Below are 21559 nucleotides of genomic sequence, written 5' to 3' on the forward strand. Positions count from 1 at the left end.
GCCTACGGGAGCCACTCGATCGACTGGCCGTGGGGCCCGGTGCGTGCCACCGTCCGCCCGTTGTGCTGCAGCACGAACCACCCGTCCAGTTCCCCCGGCGCGCGCCCCATCGCCCCGTCCACCCCTGCCAGCGTCCCGTGGCCCTCGTGCGAGAGCCAGTGCACCGGGCGGTCGCGGGCCTCGGCGAGTCGCAGCATGGTCCCGCGGAACCGGTTCCTGCCCTCCGCGTCGACATAGGCGAGCACGGCGCTGTGGAACACGACGACGACGGCGTCCGGGGGTGCCCGGTCCACGAGCGGCTCGATCTCCTCGGTGAGGTCCCCCCGGACGAGCAGGGGCGGCTCCGACCGGACCACGCCGAGGGCGGCGCGGAGCCGATCGAGCCGGAAGATGTGCTCGGGCCAGACGAGCGCCTCCAGCCAGCGGGCGTCGTCGCCGTCGTGGGCGTCCAGCGGGTTGAGGTCGATACCCGCCCGCCACACCACATGGGGCAGGCGCTGCGGGAACGGGACCGGACCCGCCGTGGAGCAGTCGAGGGCGGGGACGGAGGACCCGCCCACCGGATCGAGGGCCGGTCCGGGGGAATAGCGGTAGGCGTAGCGGTCCGGGTAGAGGCATGCACCCGCTGACGCGCCGACCTCGATCAGGGCCAGGGGCCTGCCCTCCACGGCACTGATTGCGGCGAGGGAGGGCAGCAGGACGGCGCACCTCCCCGCCTCGTTGGTCTGCGTGGTGCGCGTCAGCATCACCTGCCGGATCATGGGCCACCGGGCGACGACGAAGGACCGGAAGGTGGCGAAGCCGTCCAGGGGGACCCCGACGAAGCGCGCTGCGCCGAGGAACAGGACAGGCTGGCGGCGGGCCGGAGGGAGCGTGTCGAGCAGCGCGAGCAGTTCCGCGTCATCGCTGATGCCGATGCACCAGTCGTCGTACAGCGGTGAGTAGCCGCGTGCCTCGAGTTCCGCGAAGCGCCGGTAGCGGGCGGACGTCGTCGTTCCTGTCTCCATGGCGTTCCCTTCGGTTTCAGCCACGTTTCGGGGCCGTGACAGGCGCCTGCGCGGCGGCCCGTGATGCCAAATCGTAACCACCGACGCCCAGGAAATACCGTTCGTGGACCTCCCGGAAGTTAGGCTCGTCACACGGATCAGCGCGTTCGCCGCTGTGGTCCCCATGGATACCGGTAGATCCGGTAGGAATCACTCGTTCACCAGGGAGCAACACATGTCCAACCGAGGCACATCCGTGCGCGGCACCGGTTTCGCAAGAAAACGCGCCGTGCTCACTGCAGGATTCTCCGTCGCAGCACTCCTCCTCACCGGCTGCGTGCAGAGCGAGCGCGAGGAGAACACCGGCGCCGAGGGCGAGTCCGCCATCGACTCCACCTTCGTCTTCGCCGCATCGTCCGATCCGAAGTCCCTCGATCCGGCTTTCGCGAGCGACGGCGAGTCCTTCCGCGTCAGCCGCCAGATCTTCGAGGGCCTCGTGGGCGTCGAACCAGGCACCGCCGATCCCGCGCCGCTGCTCGCCGAGTCCTGGGAGACCGCCGAGGACGGACTGTCCACCGTCTTCCAGCTCAAGGAGGGCGTGACCTTCCACGACGGAACGCCGTTCGACGCCGAAGCCGTCTGCTTCAACTTCGACCGCTGGTACAACTGGACCGGCATCCAGCAGGCCGAGACCACCTCCTACTACTACGGATCGCTGTTCCGCGGCTTCGCCGACAGCCCCGAGAACGCGGTCTACGAATCCTGCGAGGCCAATGGCGACAACGAGGTCACCATCAATCTGGCCAAGCCGTTCGCCGGATTCATCGCCGCGCTGTCCCTCCCCGCGTTCGCCATGCAGAGCCCGACGGCGCTCGAGGAGTTCGCGGCCGACGAGATCGGCGGCACGGCCGAGGCCCCGTCGCTGAGCGAGTACGCCCTGGGCCACCCGGTGGGTACGGGTCCCTTCAAGTTCGACTCGTGGGATGTCGGGCAGCAGCTCGAGATCTCGATCTACGACGACTACTGGGGTGACAAGGGCCAGATCACCAACACGATCTTCCGGATCATCGACGACCCGCAGGCACGCCGCCAGGCGCTCGAGGCCGGGGACATCGACGGCTACGACCTCGTGGCGCCCGCGGACACGCAGTCGCTGAAGGACGCCGGCTACAACATCACGCCGCGCGATCCCTTCACCATCCTCTACCTGGGCATGAACCAGGCGATCCCCGAGCTCGCCGACCCGCAGGTCCGCGAGGCCATCGCGCACGCCATCGACAAGGAGGCGCTGGTCGCCCAGACGCTGCCCGAAGGTACCGAGGTGGCGACGCAGTTCATCCCGGAGGTCGTCGACGGCTACAACCCGGACGTCACCACCTACGAGTACGACCCCGAGCGCGCGAAGGAGCTGCTGGCCGAGGCGGGCTACCCCGACGGCTTCGAGGTCACCTTCAACTACCCGACGAACGTGTCCCGTCCGTACATGCCCACCCCCGAGCAGGTCTTCACCAACCTGCAGGCCCAGCTCAGCGAGGTCGGCATCACGGTCAAGCCCGCTCCCGCCGCCTGGTCGCCCGACTACCTGAACCAGGTCCAGGGCACCCCGGACCACGGCCTGCACCTGCTCGGCTGGACCGGCGACTACAACGACACCGACAACTTCATCGGCGTCTTCTTCGGGCAGGAGAAGCTGGAGTTCGGCTTCGACAACCCCGAGCTGTTCGCGGCCCTCGACGAGGCCCGCGGTGTCAGCGACCGCGAGCAGCAGACGGAGCTCTACAAGGACATCAACGAGCAGATCGCCGAGTACAACCCGGCCATCCCGCTCGCGCACCCCGCTCCGTCGCTGGCCTTCGCTCCCCGCGTCACCTCCTACCCGGCGAGCCCCGTCAATGACGAGGTCTTCACCGAGATCGAGCTGAGCGAGTAGCAGCAGTACCCGTGTGGAGCCGGTCCTTGGTCGGGGCCGGCTCCATCGCGCTGTAGGCCCCCTGTCCGGCTCGCGCCGGTCGACCCGGAAGGATCCCTCGAGTGTTACGCGTCATCGGTAAACGGATAGCCCTGCTCATCCCCACCCTGTTCGGACTGTCCATCCTGCTGTTCCTGTGGGTGCGCAGCCTCCCCGGTGGTCCCGCCACCGCCCTGCTGGGCGAGAAGGCGACCCCCGAGGCGATCGCCCGGGTCAACGAGCTCTACGGCTTCGACCGGCCGCTGCTCACGCAGTACCTGACCTACGTCGGACGCCTGCTGCAGGGCGATTTCGGCGTCTCCATCAACACCGGCCGTCCGGTACTCGAGGAATTCGCCACGCGTTTCCCCGCCACGCTCGAACTGACCGTCGTCGCCCTGATCTTCGCGATCGGCGTCGGAGTGCCCCTCGGCTACTTCGCCGCGCGGTACTACGGCCGGTTCCTCGACCACAGTTCGGTGGTGCTCAGCCTGATCGGCATCACGGTGCCGGTCTTCTTCCTCGCCTTCATCCTGAAGTACATCTTCGCCATCCAGTGGGGCATCCTGCCCCCGGACGGCCGGCAGGACGCACGCATCGATGCGACCCACTACACGCAGTTCTACGTCCTGGACGGCATCCTGACCGGGGAGTACGACGCCGCGTGGGACGCCTTCCTGCACCTGATCCTGCCGGGGCTGGCCCTCGGTACCATCCCGCTCGCCATCATCGTGCGCATCACGCGGGCCTCGGTGCTCGAGGTGCAGAACGCCGACTACGTCCGCACCGCCCGCGCCAAGGGCCTCATGGAGCGCACCATCCGCGGCAGCTTCATCCTGCGGAACGCCATGCTGCCCGTGGTCACGACCATCGGCCTCCAGCTGGGCCTGCTCATCTCGGGGGCGGTCCTCACCGAGACGGTCTTCGCCTTCAACGGCATCGGGCGGTTCCTGCGGGACGCGATCTTCGGCCTGGACTACCCGGTGCTGCAGGGCTTCATCATCTTCATCGCGATCCTCTACGCCCTGATCAACCTGATCGTCGACCTGTCCTACTCCGTCATCGACCCGAGGGTGCGTGTGCAATGAGTACCATCCTGCCTCCCGCCGCCGGCGGTTCAGCAGCCCCGAACGACCCCGCCATCGACACCGGCCGGGGAACCGGCCTGTGGAAGGACGCCTTCCTCCGCCTGCGCCGCAATCCGCAGGCGATCGTGGGCGCCGTCATCATCGGTCTGTTCCTGCTCGTGGCCATCCTCGCGCCGCTCCTCGCCCCCTACGGCGGCGACGAACTGCCGGGCCGCACGTCCATCACCCCGACCACCATCCCCGGGCCGGGCGAGATCGACGGCTTCCCGCTCGGCCTCGACCGCTTCGGCGGTGACGTGCTGAGCAAGCTCATCTGGGGTGCGCAGGCCTCGCTGCTCATCGGCGTCGTCTCCACGGCGCTGGGGCTCGCGGGCGGCATGCTGCTCGGCGTCCTGGCGGGCGGCCTCGGCGGCTGGGTGGACAACGTGATCATGCGCTTCGTCGATATCCTGCTGTCCGTGCCGAACCTGCTCCTCGCCGTCAGCATCGCCGCGGTGCTGGGCCAGAGCTCGTACGCGATCATGATCGCCATCGGTGTCTCGCAGATCCCGATCTTCGCGCGGCTCCTGCGCTCCTCCATGCTGTCGCAGCGCGGCGCGGACTACATCCTCGCGGCGCAGACCCTGGGGCTCAGCCGGCGCACCATCACGATGAGCCACCTCCTGCCGAACAGCATGGGCCCGGTCATCGTGCAGGCGACGCTGACGCTCGCGACAGCCGTCATCGACGCGGCCGCACTGTCCTTCCTCGGTCTCGGCGGTGGGCTACCGCAGGCCGCCGAGTGGGGGCGCATGCTCACCTACGCGCAGGCCGAACTCGCCGTGGCACCGCAGCTCGCCTTCCTGCCCGGCGCCTGCATCGCGATCACGGCGCTCGGCTTCACGCTGCTGGGCGAGTCGCTCCGGGAGGCGCTGGACCCGAAGACGCGGCGCAAGTAGCCGCCGCGTCCCACCCGTGCACGACGACGGCCACCACCTACCCCGGTGGTGGCCGTCGTCGTATCCGCATGCGGGCCAGGCCGACGCAGAGGCGGAGGCAGGTGTGGGGGCCGGGCCGTCCTACCGGGCGTGCTTCTCCAGCCGGTGCGGGTCGATCAGCAGGCCCTCGTCCCAGTGCCCCGTCTCGGCTGCGGCCCGGTAGGTCGCGCGCAGGAACGCGAGCAGCGTGGCATCCGGATCGCTGGACGTCCGGACCGCCTTGTAGGGCAGGAGGAACTGGCGGAACTCCTCGCTGTAGAACGCCCCCTCGACGCCGGGCGAGGCGTCCCGGTAGCCCTCCGGCTCCGGGTACGCGTAGGAGTAGAAGGCGCCCTCCTCGCCGCCACCGGCCCAGAAGCCGCAGCTCGAGAGTTCGTGCGAGTACCCCTCATCCATCACCCAGTCCGCGCAGTTCGGGGCACCGCCGGGATGCGTGGGTGCCGGGCGGCCGGAGAAGCGCGTGCAGGCCAGGTCCATGGCGCCCCAGAAGTAGTGCACGGGGCTGACCTTCCCGAGGAACTCGGCCCGGAAGCGGGTGATGACGCGCTCGGCCTGGATCAACTGCTGCCAGTAGGCGGTGACGGCGGCGGCGTCGTAGGAGGCATTCGTGTGGTCCTCGGGGAAGGGGACCGTGGATTCCACCTCGGTGGGGACGGGCCGGATGGGTGCCTCGACCCCCAGGTCCGCCAGCGCCGTCATGACCCGCTCGTGGAACCGGGCGACCGACTGCGGCTCGAGGGGCACCCTGCGTTCCTCGCCGAGGCTGGTGCGGATCAGCAGGCGGTGGGCGACGACGTCGAACTCGAGGTCGAAGACGCCGGTGCCGTAGGGGATGGAGGAGGTGCCGAGGCCCCGCGGGGTCACGTAGAACGGCACCTGCCACCAGTGGTTCACCAGCGGCGCGTGCGCCATGCGGATCTTGCCGACCACCTGCATCCACATGTGGAGCGTCGCCTGCGTGTCCTTCCAGTCGGCCACGCGCAGCGCGGGCCACCCCTCGGACCATCGCTGTGCGGGGATCACGGTGCGTGTGGTCCCCTCCCTGCCGTCGCGCTCTCCCATGCCGCCCCGTCCGTTGAAGTGATCGTCGTCGTGCAGCCAATCTATTCACTGGCGGCCGTCCGGTACAGGCTCGGGACCACGGGGGCGCGGAACCACCCGGACACCTCCGGCCGGTGCGCGCGGTGATCGCGGGTCCTCCGGTCCCCTGCGTGTCGCGGCGGTCGGTACCGCGCGGAACGGCGCGCACTGCTTGCTAGGGTGGCAGCGACGGATCCCGGCCGAGGCGGGCCACGTACGCGGTACGCGGTCCTCTCCGGGGATACCCCGGGGCACGCAGACCGACCAGCACAGAGCGCCTCGGGCACCTGACTGCGCTCCGCGCAGCTCAGCGCCCGAACAGGACGACAGGTCGGCCGGGGTCCGTCACGCCGCGCGATCACCGCGGGCGGGTCAGGGGGAGGCCATGGTGCAGGACGACCGATCGCACGACCACGTCCTGCCCGACCTGGCGCAGGCCGCGGGACGGTCACCCACCCGGCCGGCGGCCGGGTCCCTGGTGCTCGCCCGCACTCCCGCGCCGGGCGTCGCCGCCCTCGCCCGGCTGCTGGCCCACGCCTTCCTCGACGCGCCCGACTGGCGGCGCGAGGACCTCGTCGATGCGGGAGCATACGTTCTCGGGGCACGACGGCGGTGGCTCGGACCGCTCGTGCGGTCGGTCCTGACGGGTTATCCCCGGAGACCGGCGGGCGCCCCGCGGGAGCTGTCCCGCTGGATCGCCGCGCAACCGGCACTGACCGACGCGGTCGGGACGGCCGCCGCGAACAGCAGACCCATCGCGCCGTCGCACGTCCTCCCCGCGGCCGCAGCCGCCGAAGCGACCACCACCATCCCGACCGCCCCCGCCCCGACGGCCACGACGGTTGTGGCGGCCCCCACGGTCCCGACAGCCGGGGGACCCGGGGCGCACGAGTCCCGGGAGTCGTGCGACCTCACCTGGCTGGCGCGTGAGTTGCGGCTGACGCCCGGCGACCTCGACTGGTTCGCCGACACCCGGCAGTGGAACCGCCGCGCGGTCCCGGTCCTGCAGCACTACCGGTATTCCTGGCGGCAGCGCCCGGGCCGGGTGCCGCGCCTGCTCGAGGTGCCTGGACCCCGCCTGCGCGTCGTCCAACGCCGCCTGCTCGACCGCATCCTCGCTCCGCTTCCACTGCATCCGGCGGCGCACGGCTTCGTCCGCGGGCGCAGTGCGCTCACGGGCGCTGCGCTCCACACCGGGGCCGACGTCGTCATCTCCCTCGATCTCACCGCCTTCTTCGCGCACGTCGTACCCGGGCGGATCTTCGGGGCCCTGCGACAGGCGGGCTATCCCGAGGCGACCGCCCATGTGCTGACGGGACTCACCACGCATTCCGTACCCGACGCCGTCCTCCGGTCCATGCCGGACGGCGGCGGGCCGGACGAGCGCTTCGCCCTGCGCCGGGCACTGCGGACAGCGCACCTGCCGCAGGGCGCCCCGTCATCGCCCGCCCTCGCGAACCTCGCGGTGCGGCGCCTCGATGCTCGGCTCACCGGCTACGCCGAAGCAGCGGGCGGGGTCTACACGCGGTATGCCGACGACCTCGCGTTCAGCGGCTCCGCGGACCTCGCGCGTCGGGCGGATGCCTTCGTCCGGGGAGTGGGACGCATCGTCACCGCCGAGGGCCTCGCGGTCAACGCCCGGAAGACGCGGGTGCGCGGCAGCAGCGTCCGCCAGTCGGTGACGGGGATCGTGGTCAATGCGCACCCCAATGTCGCACGGACGGAGTACGACACCCTGAAGGCGATCCTGCACAACTGCGCGCTCCACGGTCCGGAGTCCCAGCGCCGCGGCCGGGCCGAGTTCAGCGACCACCTCGCGGGGCGCATCGCGTGGGTGTCCGCCCTGAACGCGTCACGCGGCGAGAAGCTGCGCGACGCGTTCGAGCGGATCAGCTGGTGAGCCGGACTAGGACGCGAGGTCCTCGTCGATGTTGAGCTCGTTGCCGGGGATCGACGCCAGGAGCTTCCGTGTGTAGGGGTGGCGGGGGTTCTGGAAGACCTCCTCGGAGCTCGCCGCCTCGACGAGCTCGCCGTCCTTCATGACACAGACGTAGTCGGAGATGAGGCGTACCACCGCGAGGTCGTGCGAGATGAAGAGGTAGCTCAGGCCGAGCTCCGACTGCAGGTCGCCGAGGAGCTTGAGGATCTGGGCCTGCACCAGGACGTCGAGGGCTGACACCGGCTCGTCGCACACGATCAGCTCGGGCTGCAGGGCCAGGGCACGGGCGATCGCGACGCGCTGGCGCTGCCCGCCCGAGAGTTCCGCCGGGTAGCGCCGCAGGGCGTTCTGGGGGAGCGAGACCTGGTCCATCAGCTCGCGGACGCGTGCTGCGCGTTCCTTCCTGGATCCGCGCTTGTAGGCACTCAGCGGCTCCTCGACGATCCGCTCGATGGTGAACATCGGGTTCAGCGAGGAGTACGGGTCCTGGAAGATGGGCTGCACACGCTGTCGGAAGTCGTTCAGCTGCGCTTTGTCGAGGGTCGCGACATCCATGCCGTCGAACGTCATGGTGCCCGACGTCGGTTCGATCAGCTTGAGCAGCATGCGCGCCGTCGTCGTCTTGCCCGAGCCTGACTCGCCGACGATCGCCACGGTCTGTCCGCGGGGGACGTCCAGGGTGACGTTCTTCGCCGCATAGAAGTCGTCCTTGCTGCCGCGCCGCTTGTAGATCTTCGTGAGGTCGCGGATCTCCACGATGTTCGCGGGAGGGGTGTGCGCCGAGCCGTCCTCGACCGGTGCCGGGGCGGTCGGGCGATCGGCCGACGACGTCGCCGCATGGGCGCCCGTGCTGCCGGCCTCGGCGGCGGGGGCGGACGACGCCTGTTCGCCGCTGGGAGCTGCACCCTGTCCGGCGTCGTGCCCTGTCCCGTGCCCTGTCCCGTGCGCTGTCTCGTGCCCGGTTTCGTGTTCCGCCTCGTGCTCCGCGAAGACCGCCTCGGCGAGCTTGAGGCGTGATGCGGCATCGGCCGTGAAGGCTCCCGGCCGCAGGCGGACCGCGGCGACGCTGGGCGCCGCGCGCACCAGGGACTGCGTGTAGGGGTGCTGGGGATCGTTGAGCAGCTGGTCGGCGGGACCTGTCTCGACGACGCGGCCGCGATGCATGACCACGAGTTGCGACGCACGCTCGGCGGCGAGGCCGAGGTCGTGGGTGATCAGGAGCACGGACGTGCCCAGCTGCTCCGTCATCGTCTCGATCTGGTCGAGGATGGTGCGCTGCACCGTGACATCGAGCGCCGAGGTCGGCTCGTCCGCGATGAGCAGGCGCGGCTGGCAGGCGAGGCCGATGGCGATCAGCGCGCGCTGGCGCATGCCGCCGGAGAATTCGTGCGGGTACTGCTTGGCGCGCTCGCCGGCGTCGGGCAGGCCGGCCGCGGAGAGGACGTCGATGACGCGCTGCTTGACGTTCTTCTTCGTCGCCATACCGTGCACCAGGAGCGTCTCGGCGACCTGCGTGCCGATCTTCGTCACCGGGTTCAGATTGGACATCGGGTCCTGCGGCACGAGGCCGATCGCGCGTCCGCGGATGGAGCGCATCTTCGCCTCGGGCAGCTGCACGAGGTCCTGTCCCTCGAACATGATGCTGCCGGAGGTGACACGGCCGTTGCCGGGCAGCAGGCCGATGCAGGCCATCGCCGTCGTCGACTTGCCGGAGCCGGACTCACCGACGATGGCCAGCGCACTGCCGCGCTTCAGGCTGAAACTGGCGTTCTCGACCGCCTGGACCTCGCCGTGCGTGGTCCGGAAACTGACTGCGAGGTCCCGAACCTCCAGCAGGGGTGCGTCGAGATCCTCGGGCCGGTCGGTCGCGGCGGGGGTGATGTCCGTCATAGCACCATCGTGCCCTATCGACGGGCGTGTTCCCGTCCGGTCGGGGCCGCTCGCCACAACTTTTCGGGAACGATGGACGGACTGGTGCGGTGCGCCTGCTACGCCTCGGACGCCCGGTGCCCGGTCAGGCGGCGGGCGAGGTGATCGACGGCGAGCCGGTACCCGTCGATGCCCGCCCCTACGATCACGGCGTCGGCCACGCCCGAGATGTACGAGTGGTGCCGGAAGTCCTCGCGCCGGTGCACGTTGCTGATGTGCACCTCGACGACCGGCAGCCCGACGGCGGAGAGCGCGTCCCGCAGCGCGATCGAGGTGTGGGTGAACGCACCGGCATTGATGACGATGCCGTCCGCGGTGCCTCGCGCCGCGTGGATCGCGTCGATGAGTTCGCCCTCGTGGTTGGACTGCATCGCCGTCGTCGTGCAGCCCGCTGCCTGCGCGGCCTCCTCGGCCAGGCGCACGACGTCGTCGAGCGTGGCCGTGCCGTACACGGACGGCTCCCGGGTGCCGAGCAGGTTCAGGTTGGGGCCGTTGATCACGAGGATGCCGGGCGTGTGGTGCGTCATGCCTCCACTATGCCGCACGGCTCCCGGCCGGCACCGGATCGGCGAGCCGCGCGCGCAGGCGGACGGCACCGATCGCACCGGCCACCGTCACCAGGCTCATGGCGGCGAGGACGACGCCGGGGTGCCACCAGGCGCCGTCGGTCGCGATGCCGAAGCGCTGCGTGATCGAGGGTGCGAATCCGGCGACGATCGCGGCGATGCTGTAGGCGAAGGACAGCGCGGTGAACGCCGTCGCCGGCTTGAAGATGTCCGCCATGAGTCCACCGAGGGCGGCCCAGCTCGCCGTCGGCAGGATGCCGCCGAGGATGATGGCGGCGATGTACATCGGTTCGGTGGCGATGCTGATGACCCAGTACAGCGGGAAGGCGATCAACGCCGTTCCGAGGGCCCCGCCGGCGACGACCTTCGCGGACCCGATGCGCATGGCGAGGTAGCCGAACGCCGGGATGGTGCCGAGCTGGAGGATGGACCCGACGAGGGCGGCGTTGAGCACCGTGGCCTGGGAGAGGCCGAGCGTCTCGGTGCCGTAGGCCTGGGTGTAGGTGACCATGAGGAAGTAGGAGCCGATCCCGAGCACCGCGGAGGCGATCGCGACGACGATCGCGACCGGCTGGGACTTCAGGACCTCGAGGAAGGGGATGCGGGGCAGCCGGTGTCCCTCGCTCGCCTGCTTGAAGACCGGGGTCTCGTCGATGGCGAGGCGCAGGTAGATCGCGACGGCGAGGAACGGGAAGGCGAGGAGGAACGGGATGCGCCAGCCCCAGGTGGTCATGACCTCGGGTGCGACGACGGCGAGGACCAGGAAGATGACCGAGATCAGCATGGTGCCGACCGGCGACCCGAGCTGCGGGATCGACGCGTAGAGCGCCCGCTTCCGGGGTTCGGCGTGCTCGGTCGCGATGAGGATGGAGCCGCCCCACTCGCCGCCCAGGGAGAGTCCCTGCAGGAAGCGGAGCGCGGTCAGGATGATGGGCGCCCAGATCCCGATGGCGTTGTAGTCGGGCAGCAGACCCACGGTCCCCGTGGCGAGACCCATCAGCGTGATGGTCCAGATCAGGGTCCGCTTGCGGCCGATCCGGTCACCGAGGTGGCCGAAGAGGATGGCTCCGAGGGGGCGGGCGACGAACCCCATCGCGAAGACCAGGAACGCCGAGAGGGTGCCGGTCAGCGGATCCTGCTCGGTGAAGAAGACGACATTGAACACGAGTGCGGCTGCGGTGCCGAACACGTAGAAGTCGTAGGACTCGAGTGCTGTTCCGACGAACGAGGCGCCGGCGACGCGGCGGGCCATGCGCGGATTCGATACGGGAGGCTGCTGAAGGGTAGTGGACACGCTGAAATTGTCCTCTCGGCAGTGCCGTGGGGCCACGTTTCAGGACGAACATCACACTGCCGCGGCCCAGGGAGCCTACGCGGGCAGGGACCGTCGAACCTGCGCCCCGATGATCGCCCGCCCCGCCGCCACGAGCGCCCCGGTCACGGCGGCGGGGTCCTCCATGAATCCGTGCACCATGGCGCCGTCCCGCAGCATGATGAGTTGGTCCGCGACGAGGTCCGGCTCGTCCGCACCGAGGTCGCGCAGGAGGCCTGCGACGACGCCGTGCAGCCAGGAGCGGTACCGGGCGACGGCGGCCCGCACCGGGTTGCCGGCCGCGGGGTACTCGGCTGCGGCGTTGATGAAGGTGCAGCCCCGGAAGCCCGGACGGCAGGCAGCGCTGCCGTTGGCTTCGGCGACGTGCAGCAGGACCGTGCAGGCGTCGAGCCCGGCCGCACGCTCCTTCGCCACGGCCTGCTGCAGCAGGCCGAGCTGCTGATCGAGGTAGGCGACCACGAGGTGGTCCTTGGAGGGGAAGTGGCGGTAGAAGGTCACCTTGGTGGTACCGGCGTCGGCGATGACGCGATCGGCGCTGACCGAGCGGATGCTCGTGGCGTCGAACAGTGCGGTGGCCGAGGCGAGGATGCGCTCGCGGACGGGCGGCTGGGCGGTCATCGTGCTCCATTCGGGGTTCGAGGCTTCTCCGGCGACGATTTTGTGGACGTAGAGTTACTAGTTAGTCTACAAGGGATGGGCGTCACCCTGGCACCCGGGACGAAAGGATCGACACCATGAGTGCTCTCTACACGGCAGTGGCCACGGCAACGGGCGACGGGCGCAACGGCGAGGCCCGGACCGACGACGGGCAGCTCGCCGTCGACCTGGCCGTCCCGAAGGAGATGGGCGGAGCCGGTGGCGCGACCAACCCCGAGCAGCTCTTCGCCGTCGGGTACGCCGCCTGCTTCCACAGCGCCCTGAAGCTCGTCGCGGGCCGCAGCAAGGCGAAGATCAGCGACACCGCCGTCACGGCCGAGGTCAGCATCAACCCGACGGACGGCGGCGGGTTCCAGCTCGCCGTCGCACTGCACGCCGAGATCGGCGGCGTGGACCAGGAGACGGCAGACTCCCTCGTCGAGCAGGCCCACCAGGTCTGCCCCTACTCGAATGCCACGCGCGGCAACATCGACGTCACGGTGGACGCCACGATCGGCTGATCTGCCCCGATGGACGCAGAAGGCCCCCGCCCGAGGGCGGGGGCCCTCTGCCTGCGCTGCTACTTCCGCAGGGACACGGCGATCTGCTGCATGATCGTCGGGTCCGACAGGGTGGTGGCGTCACCGACCTCGCGACCCTCCGCCACGTCCTTGAGCAGGCGGCGCATGATCTTCCCGCTGCGGGTCTTCGGCAGTTCCGGCACCACCAGGATGTTCCTCGGCTTGGCGATGGGCCCGATCTCCTTGCCCACATGGTTCCGCAGGGTGGTGACGATGTCGTCGTCGTCCTTCGCCGAGCCCCGCAGGATCACGAAGGCGACCACCGCCTCACCCGTAGTCTCGTCGCTCGCGCCGACGACGGCCGCCTCCGCCACCGACGGGTGGCTCACCAGCGCCGATTCGATCTCCGTGGTGGAGAGCCGGTGGCCCGAGATGTTCATGACGTCGTCCACGCGACCGAGGAGCCAGATGTCGCCGTCGGCATCCTTCTTCGCGCCGTCCCCCGCGAAGTACATGGCGTCGAAGCGGGACCAGTAGGTGTCCTTGAAGCGCTGTGGATCGCCCCAGATACCCCGCAGCATCGAGGGCCACGGATCGCGGATGACGAGGTAGCCGCCGGAGCCGTCGGGTACCGAGGCGCCGAGCTCGTCGACTACGTCGATCGCGATGCCGGGGACGGCGACCTGCGCCGAGCCCGGTTTCGTCGCCGTGACACCGGGCATCGGCGCGATCATGTGAGCGCCCGTCTCCGTCTGCCACCAGGTGTCGACGATCGGAGCCTTGCCACCGCCGATGACCTCGCGGTACCACATCCAGGCCTCGGGGTTGATGGGTTCGCCGACGGAACCGAGGACGCGGATGGAGGACAGATCGTACTTCTGGGGGATGTCGCGCCCCCACTTCATGAAGGTGCGGATGGCCGTCGGGGCCGTGTAGAGGATGGTGACGCCGTACTTCTCGACGAGTTCCCACCACCGGCCCTGGTGCGGGGTGTCCGGTGTCCCCTCGTACATCAGCTGCGTCGCGCCGTTGACGAGGGGCGCGTAGGCGACGTAGCTGTGGCCCGTCACCCAGCCGATGTCCGCGGTGCACCAGAAGACATCGGTCTCGGGGCGGAGGTCGAACGTGTTCCGGTGCGTGAAGGCGGTCTGCGCGAGGTAGCCACCGGTCGTGTGGAGGATGCCCTTCGGCTTCCCTGTGGTGCCGGAGGTGTAGAGGATGAACAGCGGGTGCTCGGCGTCGTGGGCCACCGCGGCGTGCTCGTCGGACGCCCCCTCCACGACGTCGTGCCACCAGACGTCGCGCCCCTCGGTCCATTCGACGGGTTCGTTGTTGCGGCGGACCACGACGACGTTCGTGACGGTGTGCCCCTCCTTCTCGAGCGCACCGTCGACCGCGGGCTTGAGGGCACTGGGCTTGCCCCGGCGGTAGGTGCCGTCGGAGGTGACCACGAGTTTCGCCTCGGCATCGTCGATGCGGCTGCGGAGGGCGTCCGCGGAGAACCCGCCGAACACCACGGAATGGACCGCGCCGATGCGCGCGCAGGCGAGCATGGTGACCACGGCCTCCGGGATCATGGGGAGGTACACCGCAACACGGTCGCCCTTCTCGACGCCGAGCGATTCGAAGGCATTGGCAGCCTTCTTCACGTCCCGTGTGAGCTCCGCATAGGTGATGGTCCGGGTGTCTCCGGGCTCGCCCTCGAAGTGGATGGCCACGCGATCGCCGAGCCCGGCCTCGACATGGCGGTCCAGCGCGTTGTAGGCCGCATTGATGGTCCCGCCCACGAACCACTTGGCGAACGGGGCATCGGTCCAATCGAGCGTCTGCGTGAAGTCCGTGTCCCAGGACAGGAGTGCACGGGCCTGGGCCGCCCAGAACTCCGTGCCCTGCTCGCGCGCCTCGTCGTAGAGGGACGGCTGGGCGACGGCGTTCGCGGCGAACTCCGCGCTGGGCGGGAAACGGCGCTCCTCGTGCAGCAGGTTCTCGAAGGCGTCGCCCTGGCGATCGGCGCTCATGTTCTACCCCTTTATGACGTGTCCGGTACAGATTCGATGGAGGAGCCCGGCCGGGGCCGCGAGGAATCGCAGCACGGCGACGTGCTCCACCGAAACACTATCGAGTTCTCCGCTCGCCGTGTGCCCGCGGTCACACGGCCTAGCCGAGATGCGGCGATTGTGCGGTGAGTGGCCAGGACGCTTCGCGCCTCGTCGGTGGAGTTGCCACGGGCCGGTGGCTAGGGTGGACGAAGGTAATCAGCGCCGGTGGTCGGGGGCCGCCGGTGACCAGGGCTACGAACGGGAGAAGACCATGACCGAATCATCCGAGGGGCAGCGCGCCGCCGGTGCGGACACCGGAGGGCCGGCACCCTCGTCCTCGGGGCACGGCTCAAATCCGGGAGTGTCGTTCTCCCCGGTCGGCCCCAGTACAGCGCTCGTCGGTCCCTTCACGCTCCGCGAAACGGTCTTCGGCGGGGGCGTGGCCCTGGTCTTCATCGGTACGCTGCTGCCGTTCATCGACGGCATGGTGCGCTCTGCCACGTTCTGGAACACCGAGCCGCTGTTCTTCATCGGCATCGGCATCCTGATGCCCGTGATCGCGCTGGCACTGCTGGCCGGTCGTCGGCTCGGATCGCACGGGCTCTGGGTGGGATCGCTCTCCGTCGACCAGTTCGCGTCCGTGAGCGCCGTGCTGGCCGCCGCCTTCTTCTTCCTGGAGACCGTCACCGACTTCCGGGCCGGGTCCCTGCTGGCGCTGATCGGAGCCCTCGGCATGCTGGCGGCGACCGTCGTCGGCCCCTTCCTACCCGTGGTGAGGAACGACTTCGAGGACCGGCCGGAGGTTGCGGCCCATCGCATGGCACGTCCCATGACGGCCGCCGGCCCCCGCCCACCCAGGCCGGAGAACGTAGAGAAGGCAGAGAAGGCAGAGAAGCCTGGAAAGGTGCTGAAGGCCGAGAAGTCGGTAGCCTCCGTGACGACCGGACCGGCCACGGGTGACGCCGGCAGCTCGGCAGCTCCCGGCCGGTCGGGTGCCACCGATCGCGGACGAGCGGGGGATGACATCAATCCGGCTGCGGCTGCCGTCCGGCAGAACGGTGCAGGCCTCTACGGCGCGGGTGGCGCGGGTGTGGTGGGAGCAGGAGCCGCAGCGTCGGGCCAGTCCGGGCTGGAGCGGTCCGCCGCGCAGGCATCCGATCGGGATGCGTCGGCCGAGTCGGGCGCGCACTCCGTCGGTGAGGATGCCGATGAGCGGACGGATGGCCGCTCCGACCGCTCGCCGGAGTCCCGGACGGGCGCCGCGGATCAGACTCGCGCGCACGACGTCGTGCGGGACGAGTCGACGAAGACCTACGGGGCGGCCGACGCAGCACCGGAGGAACGCGCGCGGCAGGAGCCGATCACCGCCACCCGGTCCGCGGATGAGGAACCGGTCGTCGAAGCCTTCTGGTTCGCCGTCGGATCCCCCCGTCCCGTCGTGGACGAACAGTCGGGACGCGAGATTTTCACCCTGCAACCCGGTGACTGGGAAGTGGGCATCGAGGACCGGGGGCACGAATTCCTCGTCCAGGACAAGCGCACGGGCGCCGTCGGTATCCTGCGCGATCTCCGCAACATCGAGCGCGCCCCCCGCGACTGACGCACCGACCGCCACGGCGAGCACGTGGACAGAGACGCACCGCTGGAAGGAAGCCCTATCGTGGCAGGCAGGAAAGTGAAGCTCGAGGAGGGGGCTCCGGTCACCCTCAAGCGCCGTGCTCGGAAGATCAACCGGATCCTCGGTGAGACGTATCCGTACGCGGTCGCCGAACTCGACTTCAGGAACGCTTTCGAACTCCTCGTCGCGACCGTCCTGTCGGCGCAGACCACCGACGTCCGGGTGAACCTGACCACGCCGGCCCTGTTCGAGCGGTATCCGGACGCCAGGACCCTGTCCGAGGCGGACGAGATGGAGCTGCAGGAGATCATTCGCCCCACCGGGTTCTACCGCGCGAAGGCGAACAGCCTCCTGTCCCTGTCCCGCCGCCTCGTCGACGACTACGACGGCGAGGTCCCGCCCTCGCTGGAGGATCTCGTGACGCTGCCCGGAGTGGGCCGCAAGACGGCCAATGTGGTGCTCGGCAACGCGTTCGGCGTTCCGGGCATCACGGTCGACACGCACTTCGGGCGTCTGGCCCGTCGCTTCCGGTGGACGGCATCGGACGATCCGGTGAAGGTCGAGATGGAGGTGGGCGTGCTGTTCGACCGCAAGGACTGGACCATGCTGTCCCACCACGTCGTCTTCCACGGCAGGCGGATCTGCCACGCCAAGAAGCCCGCCTGCGGTGTCTGCCCCGTCGCAGCCCTGTGCCCGTCCTACGGAGAGGGCGAGACGGACCCCGTCAAGGCAGCGAAACTCCTCAAGTACGAGCTCGCACCGGGACGCGAGGACCTCCTGGACCTCATGCGAGCGGGACGCACCCGGGCAGAGCTCCGCGAGGCAGGGCACGGACTGGGTGGCTGAATCATCGACGCCCAGGGGAAGGGGCGCAGCCTCACGGTCGACCGACCGTTGTCGGCCACGACGCTGCGCCCTGTCGGTCGGCCGGCGATGAGCGTCCGCGACGACGTGTCCGTCTGGGTCCGCTCGATGCAGGGCACCGACGCGGCGCTCGTGCGGCCCGACGGCTGGCAGTTCGCCAGGCTCGATCCGGCACGAACCCGTCGTGCGGCCGTCCTGGTCCTGTTCGGCGTGCGACAGGATCGCAGCCCAGCGCCGGCTCCGGGCGACCTCACCCATGACGACCTCGATCTCCTGTTCGTGGTCCGCGCAGGCTCGCTGTCCCATCATCCCGGGCAGGTGGCGTTTCCCGGTGGGACCATCGATCCCGGTGACGTCGACGAGGGCGGCGCAGCGCTCCGTGAGGCGCGGGAGGAGACCGGCCTCGATCCCGAGGGAGTCGCGCTCCTCGGCCCGCTTCCGGAGGTCGGCCTCCCGGTCAGCAACTTCATGGTCACTCCCGTTCTCGCCTGGTGGGAGCGGCAGTCGCCGACCCACGCCGTGGACACTGCGGAATCCGAACTCGTCTTCCGGTGCCCCGTGAGTACCCTGCTCGACCCGGACCGCAGACGGACGGCGTTCCTGGAACGCGACGGCTTCGTCAGCCGTACCCCGGCCTTCGTCACGCCCCACGCCGTGATCTGGGGATTCACGGCGATGCTTCTGGACGCGATCTTCGACGGATTGGGGTGGACCCGCGCGTGGGACCGCTCGCTGGAGATCCCCGCACCGCTGTGAGCCGGCCCGGGTTCTCCCCGAGCGGCACTGTCGAGGGTCTCGCCGGCAGGTAGCGTTCGCCCACGTGCGCCGGCAGGCCCACGAGCCCCTCGACGGTGTCGAGGCGTTCCTTCGTCCTGACCGCAGCGCTCGCGGCCGGGAGCAGCTGTGTCCCGACGCCCTTCGCCCGGACCAGTTCGAGCACGCGTTCCGGAGTGTTCCCCTGGGGCAGGACCGATCGCAGGACCGTCCGGCGGGTGGCGACCGGCAGGAGGCCGAGAGTGAGTGAAGCGGGATTGGAGAGGGCCAGGGAGACCGCCTTCGAATCAACGAACCTGACGGCGGCGGCTCCGACGGGGTGTACGAACCGCACTGCCGGCGCGAGCACCGAGAGTCGGGGGGAGGAGGCGGCATGCCAGGCCGTCACGGACAGGGTCCGTCGCGTCGGACCGACGAGCGAGGACAGGGCGGCCGGCGTTCGTGAGAGCGCATGCAGCCCGGTCGTGAGCCGACCCGCTCCCGGGAGACGTGCCGCGACCGCACCGACGGAGCGGGCCGCCGTGGTGAGCCGTGCCACGACGGCCTGCACCCGGATCACCATCTGCGCAGCCCGAGCCGCTCCGACGAGGGACGTGATCGCCGCCGATCCGCCGAGCGTCACGAAGCTCAGGGCGATGCCGACCCCCGCGAGAGCCGCGCATTCCAGCAGGAAGGAGTGCGTCTCGTCGATGAGTTCTTCGTGTGCGAGGGTGATGGCCTCTGCGAGCGAGCTGCAGGCGCCGGCGATGTCCCGCGCTGCCACCGCGATCTGCCGGCCGGTGTCCTGGATTGCAGCGTTCCTCGTGCGGAACTGCGTCAGGTCCGCCGAGGCGAGCCCTTGCACGGCGTCGCCGGCGACGGCCGCAGAACCGTCCATCCCTCCCTCGATCTGCGCGGCGAGCTCCCTCCATGCGGTGCTCGCGGATCGGAGCGCTTCAGGGTCTCCGGCCGGCCAGAGGACGCCCGCGATCCCCGCGACGATGTCCCAGCCAGGCGGAGGACAGCCCCTATTGCCGTCAGCGGCGGAGGGAAACACCCATGCCGGCCCGTCCGGACGGAACGCGGGCAGGAACGGGGTCATGAGGGCAGAGACACCCATCGACGCGATGTGCTCGGCCTGGAGGTACTTCCCAGCTGCGATGGCGAGAGCGCGCGAGGTGTCCGAGCAGGCGAGTTCGAGCTCGCGGCAGGCATCGGCCGCTTCGGCGGCGGCCGGATCGTACGAGGCAGCCCAGTCGGACCCCAGGGCGTCCCAGCCCGCCATTCCACCGCTCCGTTCGAGGATCCCGCCCAGAACACCGACCGCATCGGAGATCCTGCTGCCCGCCGCCTCGACGAATGCGGACGCCTCCTCCATCCGGTCCGTGTCGATCCTCAGCGCGTGCATCCAACTCACCCTCCCCTGTGTCCGTGCCACCGTACGGGCCGGACGATCTCCTCGGCCGGAAGGGCGGGGCGATGTGGACAACCCGGCGCGGGAGCTACTTGGCGTCCGCGTAGGAGCTGACGATCGCCGTCGTGATCGCGAAGTCGATGGGGATGTCACCGAAGATGAGTCGCGTCGCGGCTCGCGCAGCGTCCTCGAGCACGGCCTGCGCCTCCTCGGCGCGAGCGACGGGGACGTGGAGCATCACCTCGTCGTGGAGGAAGAAGGCGATGCGGCTGCGTGGCTCAGGAAAAGCCGCCGTCGCGATGCGCCGCCGCACCTCCGCCAACCAGCACAGGGCCCATTCGGCAGCGGAGGCCTGCACCACGAAATTACGGGTGAACCGTCCGCGGGCCCGCGCCGCGCTGTCGGCGCGACGCTGTTCCTCCGCCGTCGTCGTCCGCTGCCGCGCGAACCATTCCTCCGACGCGGGAGGGCACCCGCGGCCCAGGTAGCTCGAGACGCCCCCACCCGTCTCGCCGGCCCGCGCCGCGGCCTCGACGACACCGATCGCGCGCGGGTAGGCGCGTGTCAGCTGGGGCATGAGTCTGCCGGACTCGCCGCTCGTGGCCCCGTACATGGCCCCGAGCATGGCCAGCTTCGCCTTCGACCGGTCACCTCCGAAGCCCTGGTCGGCGATGCCCTGGTACAGGTCGCGGCCGCGTGCCGCAGCCGCCAACGCGGAATCACGACCGAGGGCCGCCAGGACCCGGGGTTCGAGCTGCGCGGCATCGGCGACGACGAAGCACTGACCGTCGTCCGGCCGGACGGCGTCACGTACCTGGCGAGGGATCTGCAGCGCCCCACCCCCGCGGGACGCCCACCGACCGGACACCACTCCACCGACGACGTACTCGGGGCGGAAGCGTCCGTCGCGCACCCACGTGTCGAGCCAGATCCACCCGTTCGCCGTGAGGAGACGGGACAGCTTCTTGTACGCCAGGAGCGGTCCGATGGCCGGGTGATGATGCTGCTCCAGCTCCCAGGAGCGGGTTGTCCTCACCTCGATTCCCGCGCGATGCAGCGCCCTCAGCATGTCCTGCGGGGAGTCGGGATTCAGCGCAGGGCTGGCGAGGGCAGTCCGCAGTGCGTCGGCCAGCCGCTCGAGTTCCACCGGCCGCACTCCTTCCCGAGGTCTCGGTCCGAGGGTCCGTTCGAGAAGGTCCTCATGAACGTCCCGCCGCCACGGCAGGCCGGAGTGCTCCATCTCCGCAGCGATCAGTCCGCCCGCGGACTCGGCGGCGATCAGGAGGGAGAGCCTGGTGTGGTCCGTGGTTCCTGCGCTCGCAGCGAGCTGGTTCCGGAACTCTTCGACGACCTCGTCGAGGCGAGGGCCCGTGGGCTCCTGGGGTTGGTCGAACAGCGAATGCTGGTTGGCGGCCACCGGTGGCGGCAGGAGGGTGCGAGGCGGCTCCGTCCCGTCACCGCTCGGCCCGTTCGCCCTCAGCGCGTCGAGGTAGGGTGACGCGCCGGAAGAAGGCGAGTTCGTCAGGATCGTGCGGGTCAGGGCCAGATCCCAACAGCGGTCGACATCCGAACCTGCGCGCAGCAGATCCGGGTACCACTGCCGCGTACTGCTCCAGACCCACCTCGGCCGGCCCGACTCCTCGGTCGCCACGACCGACGGTAGCTCCCGGCGGGAGACCGTTCGGGCCCCGCCGACAAGGGCCCCGCCGACGTCGAGACGCTGCAGCTGGACGTCACCGGGATCAGCGCGCCCGGACGGCGGCGCCACGGCGATGTACATGCCCATATTGTCGGCCGTCCCGGTGTCATTCCTGCAATCCGCAGCCTTTCCGCCTGCTTGTCCACATAGCCGTACCACCGCCCCGCCG

The 21559-nt window shown here is 70.0% G+C and carries 17 protein-coding genes; 8 read left to right on the plus strand and 9 right to left on the minus strand.

What is annotated here, in order from left to right; genetic code table 11:
* Nucleotides 1-2: 2 nt before the first annotated feature.
* Nucleotides 3-1007 (minus strand): DUF2332 domain-containing protein, encoded by a 1005-nt coding sequence (locus tag ASF21_RS04720; RefSeq protein ID WP_055767438.1) that lies wholly within the window; start codon nt 1005-1007, stop codon nt 3-5.
* Between the two features lie 214 nt (nt 1008-1221).
* On the opposite strand from ASF21_RS04720, the gene ASF21_RS04725 reads away from it, so the two are divergent.
* The 3 genes from ASF21_RS04725 to ASF21_RS04735 all read left to right on the plus strand — a co-directional run bounded on the left by ASF21_RS04725 (nt 1222) and on the right by ASF21_RS04735 (nt 4960).
* Nucleotides 1222-2916, plus strand: coding sequence for an ABC transporter substrate-binding protein (locus ASF21_RS04725; RefSeq protein ID WP_082471225.1), 1695 nt, complete (start codon nt 1222-1224; stop codon nt 2914-2916).
* A gap of 101 nt (nt 2917-3017) precedes the next feature.
* Complete coding sequence (locus tag ASF21_RS04730) at nt 3018-4022, plus strand: ABC transporter permease (protein WP_055767444.1); 1005 nt, start codon at nt 3018-3020, stop codon at nt 4020-4022.
* On the plus strand, nt 4019-4960 hold the full coding sequence (locus ASF21_RS04735; protein ID WP_055767447.1) for an ABC transporter permease: 942 nt from the start codon (nt 4019-4021) through the stop codon (nt 4958-4960). The genes ASF21_RS04730 and ASF21_RS04735 overlap by 4 nt, the downstream gene beginning before the upstream one ends.
* A 120-nt stretch (nt 4961-5080) precedes the next feature.
* Here ASF21_RS04735 and ASF21_RS04740 read toward each other — a convergent pair whose 3' ends face one another.
* On the minus strand, nt 5081-6061 hold the full coding sequence (locus tag ASF21_RS04740) for a DUF5996 family protein (RefSeq protein ID WP_235498654.1): 981 nt from the start codon (nt 6059-6061) through the stop codon (nt 5081-5083).
* 403 nt (nt 6062-6464) lie between these two features.
* On the opposite strand from ASF21_RS04740, the gene ASF21_RS16320 reads away from it, so the two are divergent.
* The gene (locus tag ASF21_RS16320) at nt 6465-7979 is read left to right on the plus strand and encodes a reverse transcriptase family protein (protein ID WP_082471226.1); all 1515 of its coding nucleotides are present in this window, start codon (nt 6465-6467) and stop codon (nt 7977-7979) included.
* Nucleotides 7980-7985: 6 nt separating this feature from the next.
* Here the strand turns inward: ASF21_RS16320 and ASF21_RS04750 are convergent, their stop codons facing one another.
* The 4 genes from ASF21_RS04750 to ASF21_RS04765 all read right to left on the minus strand — a co-directional run bounded on the left by ASF21_RS04750 (nt 7986) and on the right by ASF21_RS04765 (nt 12464).
* Entirely contained in the window at nt 7986-9908 is a 1923-nt protein-coding gene (locus ASF21_RS04750; protein ID WP_055767449.1) for a dipeptide ABC transporter ATP-binding protein, read from the minus strand.
* Between the two features lie 98 nt (nt 9909-10006).
* Nucleotides 10007-10474 (minus strand): type II 3-dehydroquinate dehydratase, encoded by a 468-nt coding sequence (aroQ, locus tag ASF21_RS04755; RefSeq protein WP_055767451.1) that lies wholly within the window; start codon nt 10472-10474, stop codon nt 10007-10009.
* Between the two features lie 7 nt (nt 10475-10481).
* Nucleotides 10482-11807, minus strand: a complete 1326-nt coding sequence (locus ASF21_RS04760) for an MFS transporter (protein ID WP_235498655.1) — start codon at nt 11805-11807, stop codon at nt 10482-10484.
* Nucleotides 11808-11882: 75 nt separating this feature from the next.
* Entirely contained in the window at nt 11883-12464 is a 582-nt protein-coding gene (locus ASF21_RS04765; RefSeq protein ID WP_055767457.1) for a TetR/AcrR family transcriptional regulator, read from the minus strand.
* 116 nt (nt 12465-12580) lie between these two features.
* Here ASF21_RS04765 and ASF21_RS04770 point away from each other — a divergent pair, with 116 nt between their 5' ends.
* Nucleotides 12581-13003, plus strand: a complete 423-nt coding sequence (locus ASF21_RS04770) for an organic hydroperoxide resistance protein (RefSeq protein ID WP_055767462.1) — start codon at nt 12581-12583, stop codon at nt 13001-13003.
* A 59-nt stretch (nt 13004-13062) separates the two neighbouring features.
* On the opposite strand, the gene acs is transcribed toward ASF21_RS04770, so the two are convergent.
* Nucleotides 13063-15021 carry an acetate--CoA ligase gene (gene acs, locus ASF21_RS04775; RefSeq protein WP_055767465.1) on the minus strand — a complete coding sequence of 653 codons (1959 nt, stop codon included), beginning with the start codon at nt 15019-15021 and terminating at the stop codon, nt 13063-13065.
* Nucleotides 15022-15313: 292 nt separating this feature from the next.
* Between acs and ASF21_RS04780 the strand changes: the two genes are divergently transcribed.
* The 3 genes from ASF21_RS04780 (at nt 15314) to ASF21_RS16325 (ending at nt 18280) form a co-directional block, all read left to right on the plus strand.
* Nucleotides 15314-16642, plus strand: coding sequence for a hypothetical protein (locus ASF21_RS04780; RefSeq protein ID WP_157365737.1), 1329 nt, complete (start codon nt 15314-15316; stop codon nt 16640-16642).
* A 60-nt stretch (nt 16643-16702) separates the two neighbouring features.
* Nucleotides 16703-17506: an endonuclease III gene (nth, locus tag ASF21_RS04785; RefSeq protein WP_235498656.1), complete on the plus strand. Its 804-nt coding sequence runs from the start codon at nt 16703-16705 to the stop codon at nt 17504-17506.
* 87 nt (nt 17507-17593) lie between these two features.
* Nucleotides 17594-18280: an NUDIX hydrolase gene (locus tag ASF21_RS16325; RefSeq protein WP_082471227.1), complete on the plus strand. Its 687-nt coding sequence runs from the start codon at nt 17594-17596 to the stop codon at nt 18278-18280.
* Here ASF21_RS16325 and ASF21_RS16720 read toward each other — a convergent pair.
* Together ASF21_RS16720 and ASF21_RS04795 are read right to left on the minus strand one after the other, a co-directional pair.
* On the minus strand, nt 18192-19694 hold the full coding sequence (locus ASF21_RS16720) for a hypothetical protein (protein ID WP_157365738.1): 1503 nt from the start codon (nt 19692-19694) through the stop codon (nt 18192-18194). The genes ASF21_RS16325 and ASF21_RS16720 overlap by 89 nt on opposite strands.
* Before the next feature lie 85 nt (nt 19695-19779).
* Entirely contained in the window at nt 19780-21471 is a 1692-nt protein-coding gene (locus ASF21_RS04795; RefSeq protein ID WP_055769156.1) for a bifunctional 3'-5' exonuclease/DNA polymerase, read from the minus strand.
* Nucleotides 21472-21559: the final 88 nt, after the last annotated feature.

It is taken from the genome of Arthrobacter sp. Leaf234 (assembly GCF_001422665.1).
Taxonomy (GTDB): domain Bacteria; phylum Actinomycetota; class Actinomycetes; order Actinomycetales; family Micrococcaceae; genus Arthrobacter_D.